General features: G+C 53.3%; 11 protein-coding genes, 6 tRNA genes and 3 rRNA genes. 19 read left to right on the top strand and 1 reads right to left on the bottom strand.

Translation table 11 applies throughout. The annotated features are described in order from the left end of the window. The first annotated feature begins 79 nt into the window (after positions 1 to 79). The 11 genes from pepQ to birA all read left to right on the top strand — a co-directional run bounded on the left by pepQ (position 80) and on the right by birA (position 11,768). Complete coding sequence (gene pepQ, locus OHJ17_RS24315; protein WP_004152060.1) at positions 80 to 1,411, top strand: Xaa-Pro dipeptidase; 1,332 nt, start codon at positions 80 to 82, stop codon at positions 1,409 to 1,411. Next, positions 1,411 to 2,025, top strand: coding sequence for an IMPACT family protein (locus tag OHJ17_RS24310; protein ID WP_002883449.1), 615 nt, complete (start codon positions 1,411 to 1,413; stop codon positions 2,023 to 2,025). The genes pepQ and OHJ17_RS24310 overlap by 1 nt, the downstream gene beginning before the upstream one ends. A 38-nt stretch (positions 2,026 to 2,063) precedes the next feature. Next, entirely contained in the window at positions 2,064 to 3,515 is a 1,452-nt protein-coding gene (gene trkH / locus OHJ17_RS24305) for a Trk system potassium transporter TrkH (RefSeq protein WP_002883450.1), read from the top strand. An 11-nt stretch (positions 3,516 to 3,526) separates the two neighbouring features. Continuing rightward, positions 3,527 to 4,060: a menaquinone-dependent protoporphyrinogen IX dehydrogenase gene (hemG, locus tag OHJ17_RS24300; RefSeq protein ID WP_002883453.1), complete on the top strand. Its 534-nt coding sequence runs from the start codon at positions 3,527 to 3,529 to the stop codon at positions 4,058 to 4,060. A gap of 387 nt (positions 4,061 to 4,447) precedes the next feature. Then, positions 4,448 to 5,987 (top strand): 16S ribosomal RNA (locus OHJ17_RS24295). A gap of 71 nt (positions 5,988 to 6,058) precedes the next feature. Further along, a tRNA-Ile gene (locus OHJ17_RS24290) sits at positions 6,059 to 6,135 on the top strand. A 36-nt stretch (positions 6,136 to 6,171) separates the two neighbouring features. Beyond that, positions 6,172 to 6,247: transfer RNA gene (locus tag OHJ17_RS24285), tRNA-Ala, on the top strand. Between the two features lie 169 nt (positions 6,248 to 6,416). Then, positions 6,417 to 9,318 (top strand): 23S ribosomal RNA (locus tag OHJ17_RS24280). A 96-nt stretch (positions 9,319 to 9,414) separates the two neighbouring features. After that, a 5S ribosomal RNA gene (gene rrf / locus OHJ17_RS24275) occupies positions 9,415 to 9,530 on the top strand. The 16S, 23S and 5S rRNA genes sit together here with 2 tRNA genes alongside, the layout of an rRNA operon. Before the next feature lie 250 nt (positions 9,531 to 9,780). Next, complete coding sequence (gene murB, locus OHJ17_RS24270; protein ID WP_004177874.1) at positions 9,781 to 10,809, top strand: UDP-N-acetylmuramate dehydrogenase; 1,029 nt, start codon at positions 9,781 to 9,783, stop codon at positions 10,807 to 10,809. Further along, on the top strand, positions 10,806 to 11,768 hold the full coding sequence (gene birA, locus OHJ17_RS24265; protein WP_032433745.1) for a bifunctional biotin--[acetyl-CoA-carboxylase] ligase/biotin operon repressor BirA: 963 nt from the start codon (positions 10,806 to 10,808) through the stop codon (positions 11,766 to 11,768). The genes murB and birA overlap by 4 nt, the downstream gene beginning before the upstream one ends. A 25-nt stretch (positions 11,769 to 11,793) precedes the next feature. Here birA and coaA read toward each other — a convergent pair whose 3' ends face one another. Further along, positions 11,794 to 12,744 (bottom strand): type I pantothenate kinase, encoded by a 951-nt coding sequence (gene coaA, locus OHJ17_RS24260; protein ID WP_002883524.1) that lies wholly within the window; start codon positions 12,742 to 12,744, stop codon positions 11,794 to 11,796. Between the two features lie 428 nt (positions 12,745 to 13,172). On the opposite strand from coaA, the gene OHJ17_RS24255 reads away from it, so the two are divergent. From OHJ17_RS24255 to rplK, 8 genes are all read left to right on the top strand, one after another. Continuing rightward, positions 13,173 to 13,248: transfer RNA gene (locus tag OHJ17_RS24255), tRNA-Thr, on the top strand. A 10-nt stretch (positions 13,249 to 13,258) separates the two neighbouring features. After that, a tRNA-Tyr gene (locus OHJ17_RS24250) sits at positions 13,259 to 13,343 on the top strand. Between the two features lie 115 nt (positions 13,344 to 13,458). After that, positions 13,459 to 13,533 (top strand) — tRNA-Gly (locus OHJ17_RS24245). A 5-nt stretch (positions 13,534 to 13,538) separates the two neighbouring features. Then, positions 13,539 to 13,614 (top strand) — tRNA-Thr (locus OHJ17_RS24240). A gap of 115 nt (positions 13,615 to 13,729) precedes the next feature. After that, positions 13,730 to 14,914 (top strand): elongation factor Tu, encoded by a 1,185-nt coding sequence (gene tuf / locus OHJ17_RS24235; RefSeq protein WP_004174069.1) that lies wholly within the window; start codon positions 13,730 to 13,732, stop codon positions 14,912 to 14,914. Positions 14,915 to 15,250: 336 nt separating this feature from the next. Next, positions 15,251 to 15,634, top strand: a complete 384-nt coding sequence (gene secE, locus OHJ17_RS24230) for a preprotein translocase subunit SecE (protein ID WP_002883772.1) — start codon at positions 15,251 to 15,253, stop codon at positions 15,632 to 15,634. A 1-nt stretch (position 15,635) separates the two neighbouring features. Then, a complete protein-coding gene (nusG, locus tag OHJ17_RS24225) occupies positions 15,636 to 16,181 on the top strand; it encodes a transcription termination/antitermination protein NusG (RefSeq protein ID WP_001287521.1) in 546 nt (181 codons plus the stop codon). Between the two features lie 156 nt (positions 16,182 to 16,337). Next, positions 16,338 to 16,766 carry a 50S ribosomal protein L11 gene (gene rplK, locus OHJ17_RS24220; RefSeq protein ID WP_002884034.1) on the top strand — a complete coding sequence of 143 codons (429 nt, stop codon included), beginning with the start codon at positions 16,338 to 16,340 and terminating at the stop codon, positions 16,764 to 16,766. Positions 16,767 to 16,769 lie beyond the last annotated feature (3 nt).

The raw sequence follows: 16,769 nt of genomic DNA, 5'->3' as shown, positions 1-16,769 counted from the left end.
TCCGGCGGAAATCACCCGCACGCAGGTCGATGTGCTAAGATGCGGTGTATCACGATCCCATAAAAGCAAAGGATAAAAGATGGAATCCCTGGCCGCGCTCTATAAAAATCATATTGTTACCCTACAAGAACGTACCCGCGACGTCCTGGCCCGTTTTCAAATGGATGCTCTGCTGATTCACTCCGGCGAGCTGGTTAACGTCTTCCTTGATGACCATCCGTACCCGTTCAAGGTCAATCCGCAGTTCAAAGCCTGGGTGCCTGTGACTCAGGTGCCTAACTGCTGGCTGCTGGTGGACGGTGTGAATAAACCGAAGCTGTGGTTCTATCTGCCGGTAGATTACTGGCATAACGTTGAGCCGTTGCCGACCTCTTTCTGGACCGAAGAGATAGACGTGATCGCGCTACCGAAGGCCGATGGCATCGGCAGCCAGCTGCCTGCCGCTCGCGGTAATATTGGCTATATCGGCCCGGTGCCTGAGCGCGCGCTGGGCCTGGGTATCGCCGCGGATAAGATCAACCCGAAAGGGGTTATCGACTACCTGCATTACTACCGGGCTTACAAAACCGATTACGAGCTGGCCTGCATGCGTGAAGCGCAGAAGTCGGCGGTGAATGGTCATCGTGCGGCCTACGAAGCTTTCCAGTCGGGGATGAGCGAATTCGATATCAACCAGGCCTATCTCACCGCCACCGGCCATCGTGATACCGACGTGCCTTACAGCAATATTGTCGCGCTGAATGAGCATGCCTCCGTCCTGCACTACACCAAACTGGACCATCGTGCCCCGGCGGAGATGCGCAGTTTCCTGCTCGACGCCGGTGCGGAATATAACGGCTATGCCGCAGATCTGACGCGCACCTGGGCGGCGCACGGCGATAACGACTTTGCCCATCTGATCAAAGACGTTAACGATGAGCAGCAGGCGCTGATTAGTACCATGAAGGCCGGTACCAGTTACATTGATTACCATATCCAGTTCCATCAGCGTATCGCGAAGCTGTTGCGTAAACACCAGTTGGTTACCGACATGAGCGAAGAGGCGATGGTGGAGAATGACCTGACCGGGCCGTTTATGCCGCACGGGATTGGCCATCCGCTGGGTCTGCAGGTGCATGATGTCGCTGGCTTTATGCAGGATGACACCGGTACGCATCTGGCGGCGCCGTCGAAATACCCGTATCTGCGCTGCACCCGTATTATCGAGCCGCGGATGGTGTTAACTATTGAACCCGGCATCTACTTCATCGAGTCGTTACTGGCGCCGTGGCGTGAAGGCCCGTTCAGCAAGCACTTTAACTGGCAAAAAATTGACGCCATGAAGCCGTTCGGTGGGATCCGTATCGAAGATAACGTGGTGATTCACGAAAACAGTATCGAAAATATGACGCGCGATCTGAAGCTGGCCTGATGGAGAGCTGGTTAATCCCGGCGGCGCCGGTTACCGTCGTTGAGGAGATTAAAAAAAGCCGTTTTATCACGCTGTTGGCGCATACCGACGGCGTGGCGGCGGCAAAAGCTTTTGTCGAGTCCGTCAGAGCGGATCACCCTGATGCCCGCCACCACTGCGTGGCGTGGGTCGCGGGGCCGCCTGATGATTCGCAACAGCTGGGGTTTTCAGACGATGGCGAACCGGCGGGAACGGCGGGTAAACCGATGCTGGCGCAGCTGATGGGAAGCGGCGTCGGCGAGATAACCGCTGTCGTCGTGCGTTACTACGGTGGTATCCTGCTGGGCACCGGCGGTCTGGTTAAGGCCTATGGCGGCGGGGTGCATCAGGCGCTGGCGCAGCTGACGACGCTGCGCAAGACGCCGTTAACGGCATATACTTTGCAGTGTGAGTATGGGCAACTGGCCGGCGTCGAAGCGCTGCTCGCCCAATTCTCCGGAAACGTCGTTGAAAGCGAATATCTGGCGTCAGTTCGGCTGCGCGTGGCGCTTCCCCAGGCCGAAGTGGCGGCTTTTTCAGCAAGACTGGCTGATTTTAGTCGTGGTTCATTGCAATTACTGAAGATTAACGAATAATCCCCTCTGTTTTTTGCTTATCAAAGGAAGCGCCAGAGATGCATTTTCGCGCCATAACCCGAATCGTTGGACTGCTGGTCATCTTGTTTTCGGGGACGATGATCGTCCCGGGATTAGTGGCCCTGATATATCGCGATGGCGCGGGACGGGCCTTCACTCAAACCTTCTTTGTCGCTCTGGCGATCGGCTCCATGCTGTGGTGGCCGAACCGTAAGCAAAAAGGCGAACTGAAATCTCGTGAAGGGTTTCTGATCGTGGTGCTGTTCTGGACCGTGCTGGGGAGCGTGGGGGCCTTGCCCTTTATCTTCTCCGAACAGCCGAACCTGACGGTGACGGATGCCTTCTTCGAGTCATTTTCCGGCCTGACGACGACCGGGGCGACCACTCTGGTGGGGCTGGACTCGCTTCCGCACGCTATCCTCTTTTATCGTCAGATGCTGCAGTGGTTCGGCGGCATGGGGATCATTGTGCTGGCGGTAGCGATTCTGCCTATCCTCGGCGTCGGGGGGATGCAGCTCTACCGCGCGGAAATGCCCGGCCCGCTGAAGGATAACAAGATGCGTCCGCGTATTGCCGAGACGGCGAAGACATTGTGGCTCATCTATGTGTTACTCACGATCGCCTGCGCATTGGCGCTCTGGTTTGCCGGTATGCCGGCGTTCGATGCGATCGGGCACAGTTTCGCCACCATCGCCATCGGCGGTTTCTCGACTCACGATGCCAGCGTCGGCTATTTCAACAGCCCGATGATCAACTCCATCATTGCCATCTTCCTGCTGATCTCCGGCTGTAACTACGGTCTGCATTTTTCGTTGTTGAGCGGACGCAGCCTGAAGGTGTACTGGCGCGACCCTGAATTTAGGATGTTCATTGGCGTCCAGTTGACGCTGGTCATCGTCTGTACGCTGGTGCTATGGCTTCATAACGTGTACGGCTCGGTGTTGACGACGCTGAACCAGGCGTTTTTCCAGGTGGTGTCGATGGCGACCACCGCGGGGTTCACCACCGATAGCATTGCACGCTGGCCGCTGTTCCTTCCGGTGCTGTTGCTGTGCTCCGCATTTATCGGCGGCTGCGCTGGCTCCACGGGCGGTGGATTAAAAGTGATCCGTATCCTGTTGCTGTTCAAGCAGGGCAACCGTGAGCTGAAGCGTTTGGTGCACCCGAATGCGGTGTATAGCATTAAATTAGGTAACCGCGCGCTGCCGGAACGTATTCTGGAAGCGGTATGGGGATTCTTCTCCGCCTATGCGCTGGTCTTTATCATTAGTATGCTGGCGATTATCGCCACCGGGGTGGATGACTTCTCTGCTTTCGCCTCCGTGGTGGCGACATTGAACAACCTCGGGCCTGGGCTCGGCGTCGTCGCGGATAACTTTGCCACCATGAACCCGGTCGCGAAATGGATCCTGATTGCTAATATGCTGTTTGGTCGTCTGGAAGTGTTCACCTTACTGGTGCTCTTTACCCCCACTTTCTGGCGCGAATAACAGGAGTGCTCGTGAAAACTTTAATTCTCTTCTCCACCCGCGACGGGCAGACCCGTGAAATCGCTTCGTTTCTCGCCTCTGAGCTTAAAGAGCTGGGCATCGATGCGGACACCCTGAACCTGAACCGTACCGATGTCGTCGAATGGCATCACTACGATCGAGTGGTCATTGGCGCGTCGATTCGCTACGGGCACTTTCATCCGGCGGTGGACCGCTTTGTGAAAAAGCATCTGGCAGCATTGCAGGCGCTGCCGGGGGCATTCTTTTCGGTTAACCTGGTGGCGCGTAAACCCGAGAAGCGCACGCCGCAGACCAACAGCTATACGCGTAAGTTTCTGCTGAACTCGCCGTGGCAGCCGCAGAGCTGCGCGGTATTTGCCGGCGCGCTGCGCTACCCGCGCTACAGCTGGTACGATCGGTTTATGATCCGCCTGATTATGAAAATGACCGGGGGTGAAACGGATACCCGCAAAGAAGTGGTCTATACCGACTGGCAACAGGTATCCCGGTTTGCTCGGGAAATCGCACAAATGGCGCGCAAATAGCGCGTAAAACTCGCGTTGTGATGGAAAATCGAGCGAACGAAAAGTTTTTTTGCATTTCCCCTTGTCACCTCAGAATTACTCCCTATAATGCGCCTCCACTGACACGGAACAACGGCAAACAAGCCGCCGGGTCAGCGGGGTTCCGGTGAGGACCTCGCAGAGAAAAGCAAAAATAAATGCTTGACTCTGCAGCGGGAAAGCGTAATATGCACACCCCGCGCCGCAGCGAAAACGAAGCGGCACTGCTCTTTAACAATTTATCAGACAATCTGTGTGGGCACTCAAAGTGACATGGATTCTTAACGTCCTCGGACGAAAAATGAATACCAAGTCTCAAGAGTGAACACGTAATTCATTACGAAGTTTAATTCTTTGAGCATCAAACTTAAATTGAAGAGTTTGATCATGGCTCAGATTGAACGCTGGCGGCAGGCCTAACACATGCAAGTCGAGCGGTAGCACAGAGAGCTTGCTCTCGGGTGACGAGCGGCGGACGGGTGAGTAATGTCTGGGAAACTGCCTGATGGAGGGGGATAACTACTGGAAACGGTAGCTAATACCGCATAATGTCGCAAGACCAAAGTGGGGGACCTTCGGGCCTCATGCCATCAGATGTGCCCAGATGGGATTAGCTAGTAGGTGGGGTAACGGCTCACCTAGGCGACGATCCCTAGCTGGTCTGAGAGGATGACCAGCCACACTGGAACTGAGACACGGTCCAGACTCCTACGGGAGGCAGCAGTGGGGAATATTGCACAATGGGCGCAAGCCTGATGCAGCCATGCCGCGTGTGTGAAGAAGGCCTTCGGGTTGTAAAGCACTTTCAGCGGGGAGGAAGGCGTTAAGGTTAATAACCTTGGCGATTGACGTTACCCGCAGAAGAAGCACCGGCTAACTCCGTGCCAGCAGCCGCGGTAATACGGAGGGTGCAAGCGTTAATCGGAATTACTGGGCGTAAAGCGCACGCAGGCGGTCTGTCAAGTCGGATGTGAAATCCCCGGGCTCAACCTGGGAACTGCATTCGAAACTGGCAGGCTAGAGTCTTGTAGAGGGGGGTAGAATTCCAGGTGTAGCGGTGAAATGCGTAGAGATCTGGAGGAATACCGGTGGCGAAGGCGGCCCCCTGGACAAAGACTGACGCTCAGGTGCGAAAGCGTGGGGAGCAAACAGGATTAGATACCCTGGTAGTCCACGCCGTAAACGATGTCGATTTGGAGGTTGTGCCCTTGAGGCGTGGCTTCCGGAGCTAACGCGTTAAATCGACCGCCTGGGGAGTACGGCCGCAAGGTTAAAACTCAAATGAATTGACGGGGGCCCGCACAAGCGGTGGAGCATGTGGTTTAATTCGATGCAACGCGAAGAACCTTACCTGGTCTTGACATCCACAGAACTTTCCAGAGATGGATTGGTGCCTTCGGGAACTGTGAGACAGGTGCTGCATGGCTGTCGTCAGCTCGTGTTGTGAAATGTTGGGTTAAGTCCCGCAACGAGCGCAACCCTTATCCTTTGTTGCCAGCGGTTCGGCCGGGAACTCAAAGGAGACTGCCAGTGATAAACTGGAGGAAGGTGGGGATGACGTCAAGTCATCATGGCCCTTACGACCAGGGCTACACACGTGCTACAATGGCATATACAAAGAGAAGCGACCTCGCGAGAGCAAGCGGACCTCATAAAGTATGTCGTAGTCCGGATTGGAGTCTGCAACTCGACTCCATGAAGTCGGAATCGCTAGTAATCGTAGATCAGAATGCTACGGTGAATACGTTCCCGGGCCTTGTACACACCGCCCGTCACACCATGGGAGTGGGTTGCAAAAGAAGTAGGTAGCTTAACCTTCGGGAGGGCGCTTACCACTTTGTGATTCATGACTGGGGTGAAGTCGTAACAAGGTAACCGTAGGGGAACCTGCGGTTGGATCACCTCCTTACCTTAAAGAACCTGCCTTTGCAGTGCTCACACAGATTGTCTGATGAAAATAGAGCAGTAAGTAATCTCTGCAGGCTTGTAGCTCAGGTGGTTAGAGCGCACCCCTGATAAGGGTGAGGTCGGTGGTTCAAGTCCACTCAGGCCTACCAAATTTGCGAAGCAAATTTGAAGAGGTTGCAAACGATGGGGCTATAGCTCAGCTGGGAGAGCGCCTGCTTTGCACGCAGGAGGTCTGCGGTTCGATCCCGCATAGCTCCACCATCTTTACTGCGAACACAAGAAAACTTCAGAGTGAACCTGAAAAGGTGCACTGCGAAGTTTTGCTCTTTAAAAATCTGGATCAAGCTGAAAATTGAAACGACACACAGTCAATGTGTGTTCGAGTCTCTCAAATTTTCGCAATCAGAAGTGAAACATCTTCGGGTTGTGAGGTTAAGCGACTAAGCGTACACGGTGGATGCCCTGGCAGTCAGAGGCGATGAAGGACGTGCTAATCTGCGAAAAGCGTCGGTAAGGTGATATGAACCGTTACAGCCGGCGATGTCCGAATGGGGAAACCCAGTGCAATTCGTTGCACTATCGTTAACTGAATACATAGGTTAACGAGGCGAACCGGGGGAACTGAAACATCTAAGTACCCCGAGGAAAAGAAATCAACCGAGATTCCCCCAGTAGCGGCGAGCGAACGGGGAGCAGCCCAGAGTCTGAATCAGCTTGTGTGTTAGTGGAACGGTCTGGAAAGTCCGACGGTACAGGGTGATAGTCCCGTACACCAAAATGCACAGGCTGTGAACTCGAAGAGTAGGGCGGGACACGTGGTATCCTGTCTGAATATGGGGGGACCATCCTCCAAGGCTAAATACTCCTGACTGACCGATAGTGAACCAGTACCGTGAGGGAAAGGCGAAAAGAACCCCGGCGAGGGGAGTGAAAAAGAACCTGAAACCGTGTACGTACAAGCAGTGGGAGCACCTTCGGGTGTGACTGCGTACCTTTTGTATAATGGGTCAGCGACTTATATTCTGTAGCAAGGTTAACCGTATAGGGGAGCCGCAGGGAAACCGAGTCTTAACTGGGCGTTAAGTTGCAGGGTATAGACCCGAAACCCGGTGATCTAGCCATGGGCAGGTTGAAGGTTGGGTAACACTAACTGGAGGACCGAACCGACTAATGTTGAAAAATTAGCGGATGACTTGTGGCTGGGGGTGAAAGGCCAATCAAACCGGGAGATAGCTGGTTCTCCCCGAAAGCTATTTAGGTAGCGCCTCGTGAATTCATCTTCGGGGGTAGAGCACTGTTTCGGCTAGGGGGTCATCCCGACTTACCAACCCGATGCAAACTACGAATACCGAAGAATGTTATCACGGGAGACACACGGCGGGTGCTAACGTCCGTCGTGAAGAGGGAAACAACCCAGACCGCCAGCTAAGGTCCCAAAGTCATGGTTAAGTGGGAAACGATGTGGGAAGGCACAGACAGCCAGGATGTTGGCTTAGAAGCAGCCATCATTTAAAGAAAGCGTAATAGCTCACTGGTCGAGTCGGCCTGCGCGGAAGATGTAACGGGGCTAAACCATGCACCGAAGCTGCGGCAGCGACACTATGTGTTGTTGGGTAGGGGAGCGTTCTGTAAGCCTGCGAAGGTGACCTGTGAGGGTTGCTGGAGGTATCAGAAGTGCGAATGCTGACATAAGTAACGATAAAGCGGGTGAAAAGCCCGCTCGCCGGAAGACCAAGGGTTCCTGTCCAACGTTAATCGGGGCAGGGTGAGTCGACCCCTAAGGCGAGGCCGAAAGGCGTAGTCGATGGGAAACAGGTTAATATTCCTGTACTTGGTGTTACTGCGAAGGGGGGACGGAGAAGGCTATGTTAGCCGGGCGACGGTTGTCCCGGTTTAAGCATGTAGGCTGGTTATCCAGGCAAATCCGGATAATCAAGGCTGAGGTGTGATGACGAGGCACTACGGTGCTGAAGTAACAAATGCCCTGCTTCCAGGAAAAGCCTCTAAGCATCAGGTAACATCAAATCGTACCCCAAACCGACACAGGTGGTCAGGTAGAGAATACCAAGGCGCTTGAGAGAACTCGGGTGAAGGAACTAGGCAAAATGGTGCCGTAACTTCGGGAGAAGGCACGCTGGTGTGTAGGTGAAGTCCCTGCGGATGGAGCTGAGACCAGTCGAAGATACCAGCTGGCTGCAACTGTTTATTAAAAACACAGCACTGTGCAAACACGAAAGTGGACGTATACGGTGTGACGCCTGCCCGGTGCCGGAAGGTTAATTGATGGGGTTATCCGTAAGGAGAAGCTCTTGATCGAAGCCCCGGTAAACGGCGGCCGTAACTATAACGGTCCTAAGGTAGCGAAATTCCTTGTCGGGTAAGTTCCGACCTGCACGAATGGCGTAATGATGGCCAGGCTGTCTCCACCCGAGACTCAGTGAAATTGAACTCGCTGTGAAGATGCAGTGTACCCGCGGCAAGACGGAAAGACCCCGTGAACCTTTACTATAGCTTGACACTGAACATTGAGCCTTGATGTGTAGGATAGGTGGGAGGCTTTGAAGCGTGGACGCCAGTCTGCGTGGAGCCAACCTTGAAATACCACCCTTTAATGTTTGATGTTCTAACGTTGGCCCCTTACCGGGGTTGCGGACAGTGTCTGGTGGGTAGTTTGACTGGGGCGGTCTCCTCCCAAAGCGTAACGGAGGAGCACGAAGGTTAGCTAATCCTGGTCGGACATCAGGAGGTTAGTGCAATGGCATAAGCTAGCTTGACTGCGAGCGTGACGGCGCGAGCAGGTGCGAAAGCAGGTCATAGTGATCCGGTGGTTCTGAATGGAAGGGCCATCGCTCAACGGATAAAAGGTACTCCGGGGATAACAGGCTGATACCGCCCAAGAGTTCATATCGACGGCGGTGTTTGGCACCTCGATGTCGGCTCATCACATCCTGGGGCTGAAGTAGGTCCCAAGGGTATGGCTGTTCGCCATTTAAAGTGGTACGCGAGCTGGGTTTAGAACGTCGTGAGACAGTTCGGTCCCTATCTGCCGTGGGCGCTGGAGAATTGAGGGGGGCTGCTCCTAGTACGAGAGGACCGGAGTGGACGCATCACTGGTGTTCGGGTTGTCATGCCAATGGCACTGCCCGGTAGCTAAATGCGGAAGAGATAAGTGCTGAAAGCATCTAAGCACGAAACTTGCCCCGAGATGAGTTCTCCCTGAGACTTTAAGTCTCCTGAAGGAACGTTGAAGACGACGACGTTGATAGGCCGGGTGTGTAAGCGCAGCGATGCGTTGAGCTAACCGGTACTAATGAACCGTGAGGCTTAACCTTACAACGCCGAAGATGTTTTGGCGGATTGAGAGAATTTTCAGCTCTGATACAGATTAATCGATACGTTGGTGAAACGTGTTGATAAAACAGAATTTGCCTGGCGGCACTAGCGCGGTGGTCCCACCTGACCCCATGCCGAACTCAGAAGTGAAACGCCGTAGCGCCGATGGTAGTGTGGGGTCTCCCCATGTGAGAGTAGGGAACTGCCAGGCATCAAACAAGTGAAGAGCCCATCCTGCCGGATGGGCTTTTTGCGTTTCTGTCGTCCGGCCAGCGTGCCGGTATGTCTCCCCCGGTGGCGCTGCGCTTACCGGGGCTACAGGCCTGTCGCGTTCTGTAGCCCGCACCGGTACACCACATCACCACCGGTAACGCCCCGCAATATCATTGCCCCTGTAATCAGACAAGCCTTCCCCCGCCAGATACGATAAACTAACGCCGATTTTGCATCAGGAAGCCACTATGAACCACTCCCTCAAACCTTGGAATACCTTTGGCATTGAACGCTTCGCCAAGACGATAGTACGCGCCGAAACTGAGCAACAGTTGCTAAGCGCCTGGCAAACCGCTGCCGCGGCAGGCGAACCCACGCTGATCCTTGGGGAAGGCAGTAATGTCCTGTTTCTGAACGACTATGCCGGTACGGTGATCCTCAACCGGATTATGGGGATCGAGGTGAGCGAAACGCCGGAAGCCTGGCGCTTGCACGTCGGCGCCGGCGAAAACTGGCATCAGTTGGTGCAGTTCACGCTACAGCATGCGATGCCAGGTCTGGAAAATCTGGCGTTAATCCCTGGCTGTGCAGGATCTTCGCCGATCCAGAATATTGGCGCCTACGGCGTTGAGCTACAGCGGGTTTGCGAATATGTTGACTGCATTGAGCTGGAAACCGGGCGTAAGCAACGTCTTTCAGCCGCGGAATGCCGTTTTGGCTATCGCGACAGTATCTTCAAACATGAATATCAGGACCGCTATGCCATCGTCGCGATTGGCTTATCGTTAGCGAAAACATGGCAGCCTGTACTGAGTTACGGTGATTTAACGCGTCTCGATCCGCAGACCGTCACGCCGCAGCAGGTATTTGATGCGGTCTGTCATATGCGAATGACTAAATTGCCGGATCCAAAGATTAACGGTAATGCCGGCAGCTTTTTTAAGAACCCGATCGTCAGCGCTCAGGTTGCGAAAGCGCTGCTGGCGCAGTTCCCTCATGCACCGCACTATCCGCAGGCAAATGGCAGCGTCAAGCTGGCCGCTGGCTGGCTAATCGATCAATGTGAGCTCAAAGGACAACGCATCGGCGGCGCGGCCGTCCATCGACAGCAGGCGCTGGTACTGATTAATGAAGATCGAGCGACCAGCGAGGATGTGGTAAAACTTGCTCATTATGTTCGCCAGCGGGTGGGTGCGAAATTCGATGTATGGCTTCAGCCCGAGGTGCGCTTCATTGGCACGCATGGTGAAGTCAACGCAGAGGAGAGCATTGCGTGAAAGACCATACTATCCCTTTAACGCTAATTTCTATCCTTGCTGATGGCGAGTTTCACTCTGGCGAACAGCTTGGTGAGCAGTTAGGCATGAGCCGGGCGGCGATTAATAAGCACATCCAGACCTTACGTGACTGGGGCGTCGATGTGTTTACTGTGCCGGGCAAGGGTTACAGCCTGCCGGAGCCTATTCATCTATTAGATGAGAAAAAGATTTCTCAAGAGATAGACCATGGCCGAGTGACGGTCCTTCCCGTCATCGACTCTACTAACCAGTATTTGCTGGACAGGCTTGATGAGCTGACGTCCGGAGATGCCTGTGTGGCTGAATATCAGCAAGCAGGGCGAGGCCGGCGAGGCAGAAAATGGTTTTCGCCCTTTGGCGCGAATCTCTATCTCTCGATGTACTGGCGTCTGGAGCAGGGCCCGGCAGCGGCTATTGGCCTAAGCCTGGTGATCGGTATTGTGATCGCTGAAGTTCTGCAGCAGCTCGGGGCCGAACAGGTTCGCGTGAAATGGCCAAACGATATTTACCTGCAGGATCGTAAGCTGTCAGGGATCCTCGTGGAACTGACGGGGAAAACGGGCGATGCCGCACAAATCGTCAGCGGCGCGGGTATCAACCTTGTGATGCGTCGCGTGGAGTCTGATGTCGTCAATCAGGGGTGGATCAGCCTTCAGGAAGCGGGGGTGGTCATCGACCGTAACCTCCTCGCCGCGCGCCTGATTAAAGAGCTGCGCCTGGGACTGGAGCTGTTCGAGCAGGAAGGATTGGCTCCCTATCTACCGCGCTGGGAAAAACTGGATAACTTTATTCATCGCCCAGTGAAACTGATTATCGGTGATAAAGAAATTTACGGCATTTCGCGTGGCATTGACGCCCAGGGCGCACTATTGCTGGAGCAGGATGGTGTAATAAAAGGCTGGGTGGGTGGTGAAATATCATTGCGCAGTGCAGAATAAAAAAGGGAGCTTCGGCTCCCTTTTTTTATTTACGTAAGCGTACCTGATTCACTGAGTGATTGGCGCTCTTAGTCATGATCAGGCTGGCGCGCTCGCGAGTTGGAAGGATATTTTCTTTAAGATTCATTAGGTTGATTTCATTCCATAGCGAAGTGGCAATATCTACCGCTTCTTCCTTCGAGAGCTTAGCGTAATTATGGAAATAGGAATCCGGATCGGTAAACGCCCCTTCCCGGAATTTAAGAAAGCGGTTGATATACCAGCTTTTCAATAATTCTTCCGGAGCATCGACATAAATAGAAAAGTCGACAAAATCGGACACGAATACATGATGGGGATCGTGCGGATAATCCATTCCACTTTGCAGAACATTCAGCCCTTCAAGAATTAAAATATCCGGTTGCGCGACGGTTTTGTCACCGTTGGGAATAACATCATAAATCAGATGGGAATAAACCGGCGCGGTTGCCTGCGGTACCCCTGATTTGAGATCGGAGACAAACTTCACCAGGCGATGCATATCATAGGACTGCGGAAAGCCTTTCTTCTTCATTAACCCACGTTCTTTTAAAACCGAGTTAGGGTGCAAAAAACCGTCAGTGGTAATGAGTTCGACATGGCGATGCTCCGGCCAACGACTAAGCAAAGCTTGCAGAACGCGGGCGGTGGTGCTTTTTCCTACCGCAACGCTGCCAGCGATACTGATAATATAGGGAATTCGCTGACCATTGGTGCCAAGAAATTGTTCGAGAACAGCCTGGCGACGCAGGTTAGAACTGATATAGAAGTTGAGCAAACGCGACAGCGGCAAATAGATCTCGGCAACCTCTTCCAGAGAGAGATCTTCGTTGATGCCTTTTAACCGCGTGATTTCTTCCTCGGTTAACGTCATCGGGACAGAATCACGAAGTGCAGCCCATTGGTGGCGGTTAAATTGTAGGTACGGTGTCATTAACGTCTGCTCTTTTTGGCTCATAAGCATGTTCTTACTATCACCGAATACCTTGAAACGGTGATGCTTCACACGAGTTAATCAGGACAATGGGCAGGAGGGTAACACCAGATTGCCGGGAATAATAAGAAAAAAACTCATTGAATGCTGCTTTCTCGCGCCAGCATCACAAGAGAAGAATAAGTTTCTTATTCTTTGCAAAGCATGGCCTTTGCTAACAGGCTAGGTTAGCGGCCTGAATCTTTTCCGTCAGCGGTCAGCATGCGATAGAGGTAACCGGAGATGATCGGACAGCGCCTGAAGCGCCGAATTATTGGCGAATATTTGCACTCCGCTGCTTGAAATTACACCGTTTTTTCGCGTGAGAGCACAAAATGTGAGCAAGAGAACGTTTTATGCAAATTTTTAGTTGCATGAACTCGCTCCTCTCCCTAGAATGCGCGCTACTTGATGCCGACTTAGCTCAGTAGGTAGAGCAACTGACTTGTAATCAGTAGGTCACCAGTTCGATTCCGGTAGTCGGCACCATAACAATTTGGGTGGGGTTCCCGAGCGGCCAAAGGGAGCAGACTGTAAATCTGCCGTCATCGACTTCGAAGGTTCGAATCCTTCCCCCACCACCACTTTCTGGCGACGCTTTGCGGAGCCGGAGTTGGTTGGGTAAACTAATCAGCTCAATATTAAAGAGAGCAGTCTCTTTAGTATTACAGAAAGAACTGGGTAGCCGAGTTTCAGGATGCGGGCATCGTATAATGGCTATTACCTCAGCCTTCCAAGCTGATGATGCGGGTTCGATTCCCGCTGCCCGCTCCAGACGTGCTGATATGGCTCAGTTGGTAGAGCGCACCCTTGGTAAGGGTGAGGTCCCCAGTTCGACTCTGGGTATCAGCACCACTTCTTTTCTCTCCTTCCCTGTTTCTCTTCTGTTATGTTCATTCAACAAGTCGGGCATGTTGCCTGGTTGATGTGGTGATATCACCGATTTATCCGTGTCTTAGAGGGACAATCGATGTCTAAAGAAAAGTTTGAACGTACAAAACCGCACGTTAACGTCGGTACTATCGGCCACGTTGACCATGGTAAAACAACGCTGACCGCTGCCATCACTACCGTACTGGCTAAAACCTACGGTGGTTCCGCTCGCGCATTCGACCAGATCGATAACGCGCCGGAAGAAAAAGCTCGTGGTATCACCATCAACACCTCTCACGTTGAATATGACACCCCGACTCGCCACTACGCGCACGTAGACTGCCCGGGCCACGCCGACTATGTTAAAAACATGATCACCGGTGCTGCGCAGATGGACGGCGCGATCCTGGTTGTTGCTGCGACTGACGGCCCGATGCCGCAGACTCGTGAGCACATCCTGCTGGGTCGTCAGGTAGGCGTTCCGTACATCATCGTGTTCCTGAACAAATGCGACATGGTTGATGACGAAGAGCTGCTGGAACTGGTTGAGATGGAAGTTCGTGAACTGCTGTCTCAGTACGATTTCCCGGGCGACGACACTCCGATCGTTCGTGGTTCTGCTCTGAAAGCGCTGGAAGGCGACGCAGAGTGGGAAGCGAAAATCATCGAACTGGCTGGCCACCTGGATACCTATATCCCGGAACCAGAGCGTGCGATTGACAAGCCGTTCCTGCTGCCGATCGAAGACGTATTCTCCATCTCCGGTCGTGGTACCGTTGTTACCGGTCGTGTAGAGCGCGGTATCATCAAAGTAGGTGAAGAAGTTGAAATCGTTGGTATCAAAGAAACCGCGAAAACCACCTGTACTGGCGTTGAAATGTTCCGCAAACTGCTGGACGAAGGCCGTGCTGGTGAGAACGTAGGTGTTCTGCTGCGTGGTATCAAACGTGAAGAAATCGAACGTGGTCAGGTACTGGCTAAGCCGGGCACCATCAACCCGCACACCAAGTTCGAATCTGAAGTGTACATCCTGTCCAAAGACGAAGGCGGCCGTCATACTCCGTTCTTCAAAGGCTACCGTCCGCAGTTCTACTTCCGTACTACTGACGTGACTGGCACCATCGAACTGCCGGAAGGCGTAGAGATGGTAATGCCGGGCGACAACATCAAAATGGTTGTTACCCTGATCCACCCGATCGCGATGGACGACGGTCTGCGTTTCGCAATCCGTGAAGGCGGTCGTACCGTTGGCGCGGGCGTGGTTGCTAAAGTTCTCGGCTAATCGCTGATAACATTTGACGCAATGCGCAATAAAAGGGCATCATTTGATGCCCTTTTTGCACGCTTTCACACCAGAACCTGGCTCATCAGTGATTTTATTTGTCATAATCATTGCTGAGACAGGCTCTGAAGAGGGCGTTTATACACCAAACCATTCGAGCCTCAGGGCGACGGCTAATCAACTCCTTCTTTGCAACAGCAGGGCAGGGGTGACACCACCGTCAACATTGAAGCAATTTGAATAGTTAAGTGTATAATCCGAAACTTAATTTCGGTTTGGATCGCCTCGCCCCCGCGGGGTGAAATTGTTTGTAGAATACTTCTGACAGGTTGGTTTATGAGTGCGAATACCGAAGCTCAAGGGAGCGGGCGCGGCCTGGAAGCGATGAAGTGGATTATCGTTGCCGTGCTGCTGATCGTGGCGATCGTGGGCAACTTCCTTTATCGTGACATTATGCTGGCGGTGCGTGCGCTGGCCGTGGTTATTCTTATTGCTGCTGCCGGTGGCGTCGCGCTGTTGACGACGAAAGGTAAGGCGACCGTTGCTTTTGCTCGCGAAGCGAGAACCGAAGTTCGTAAAGTGATTTGGCCGACTCGCCAGGAAACGCTGCATACTACGCTGATTGTTGCTGCCGTGACTGCAGTAATGTCACTGATCCTGTGGGGACTGGATGGTATTCTGGTTCGCCTGGTCTCCTTTATCACTGGCCTGAGGTTCTGAGATGTCTGAAGCTCCTAAAAAGCGCTGGTACGTCGTTCAGGCGTTTTCCGGTTTTGAAGGTCGCGTAGCCACGTCGCTGCGTGAACATATCAAATTACACAACATGGAAGAGTTATTTGGCGAAGTCATGGTCCCGACCGAAGAAGTGGTTGAGATCCGTGGCGGCCAGCGTCGCAAAAGCGAACGTAAATTCTTCCCGGGCTATGTCCTGGTTCAGATGGTCATGAACGACGCAAGCTGGCACCTGGTGCGCAGCGTACCGCGCGTGATGGGCTTCATCGGCGGCACCTCTGACCGTCCGGCGCCGATCAGCGACAAAGAAGTCGATGCCATCATGAATCGTCTGCAGCAGGTTGGCGATAAGCCGCGTCCGAAAACGCTGTTTGAACCGGGTGAAATGGTTCGCGTTAACGACGGTCCGTTCGCTGACTTTAACGGCGTGGTGGAAGAAGTGGACTATGAGAAGTCCCGCCTGAAAGTTTCCGTTTCTATCTTCGGTCGTGCGACCCCGGTAGAACTGGACTTCAGCCAGGTTGAGAAGGCGTAAGCCGGCGATCAAAAAAGCAGCGATTTAATCGTTGCATAGGGCGCGAAATTGGCATACAATTTCGCGCCTTTTGTTTTTATGGGCCTGGCCCGTAAAACGATGTTTAATCACGGGGAGCTTCTCTGAAGCGTTAATACCCAATTTGAGGATTTAAGAATGGCTAAGAAAGTCCAAGCCTACGTCAAGCTGCAGGTTGCAGCTGGTATGGCGAACCCGAGCCCGCCGGTCGGCCCAGCACTGGGTCAGCAGGGCGTGAACATCATGGAATTCTGCAAAGCGTTCAACGCCAAAACTGATTCCCTGGAGAAAGGTCTGCCGATCCCGGTTGTTATCACCGTTTACGCTGACCGTTCCTTTACCTTTGTTACCAAGACTCCGCCGGCTGCTGTTCTGCTGAAGAAAGCTGCAGGCATCAAGTCTGGTTCCGGTAAGCCGAACAAAGATAAAGTGGGTAAAATCTCCCGCGCTCAGCTGCAGGAAATCGCGCAGACCAAAGCTGCCGACATGACTGGTGCCGACATTGAAGCGATGACTCGCTCCATCGAAGGTACTGCACGTTCCATGGGCCTGGTAGTGGAGGACTAAGAA

The sequence above is a fragment of the Klebsiella sp. KP20-425-1 genome, assembly GCF_025813515.1.
Taxonomy (GTDB): domain Bacteria; phylum Pseudomonadota; class Gammaproteobacteria; order Enterobacterales; family Enterobacteriaceae; genus Klebsiella; species Klebsiella pneumoniae.
Note: the sequence above shows the minus strand (reverse complement) of the source record. Positions and strands in the feature narration are given on the sequence as shown.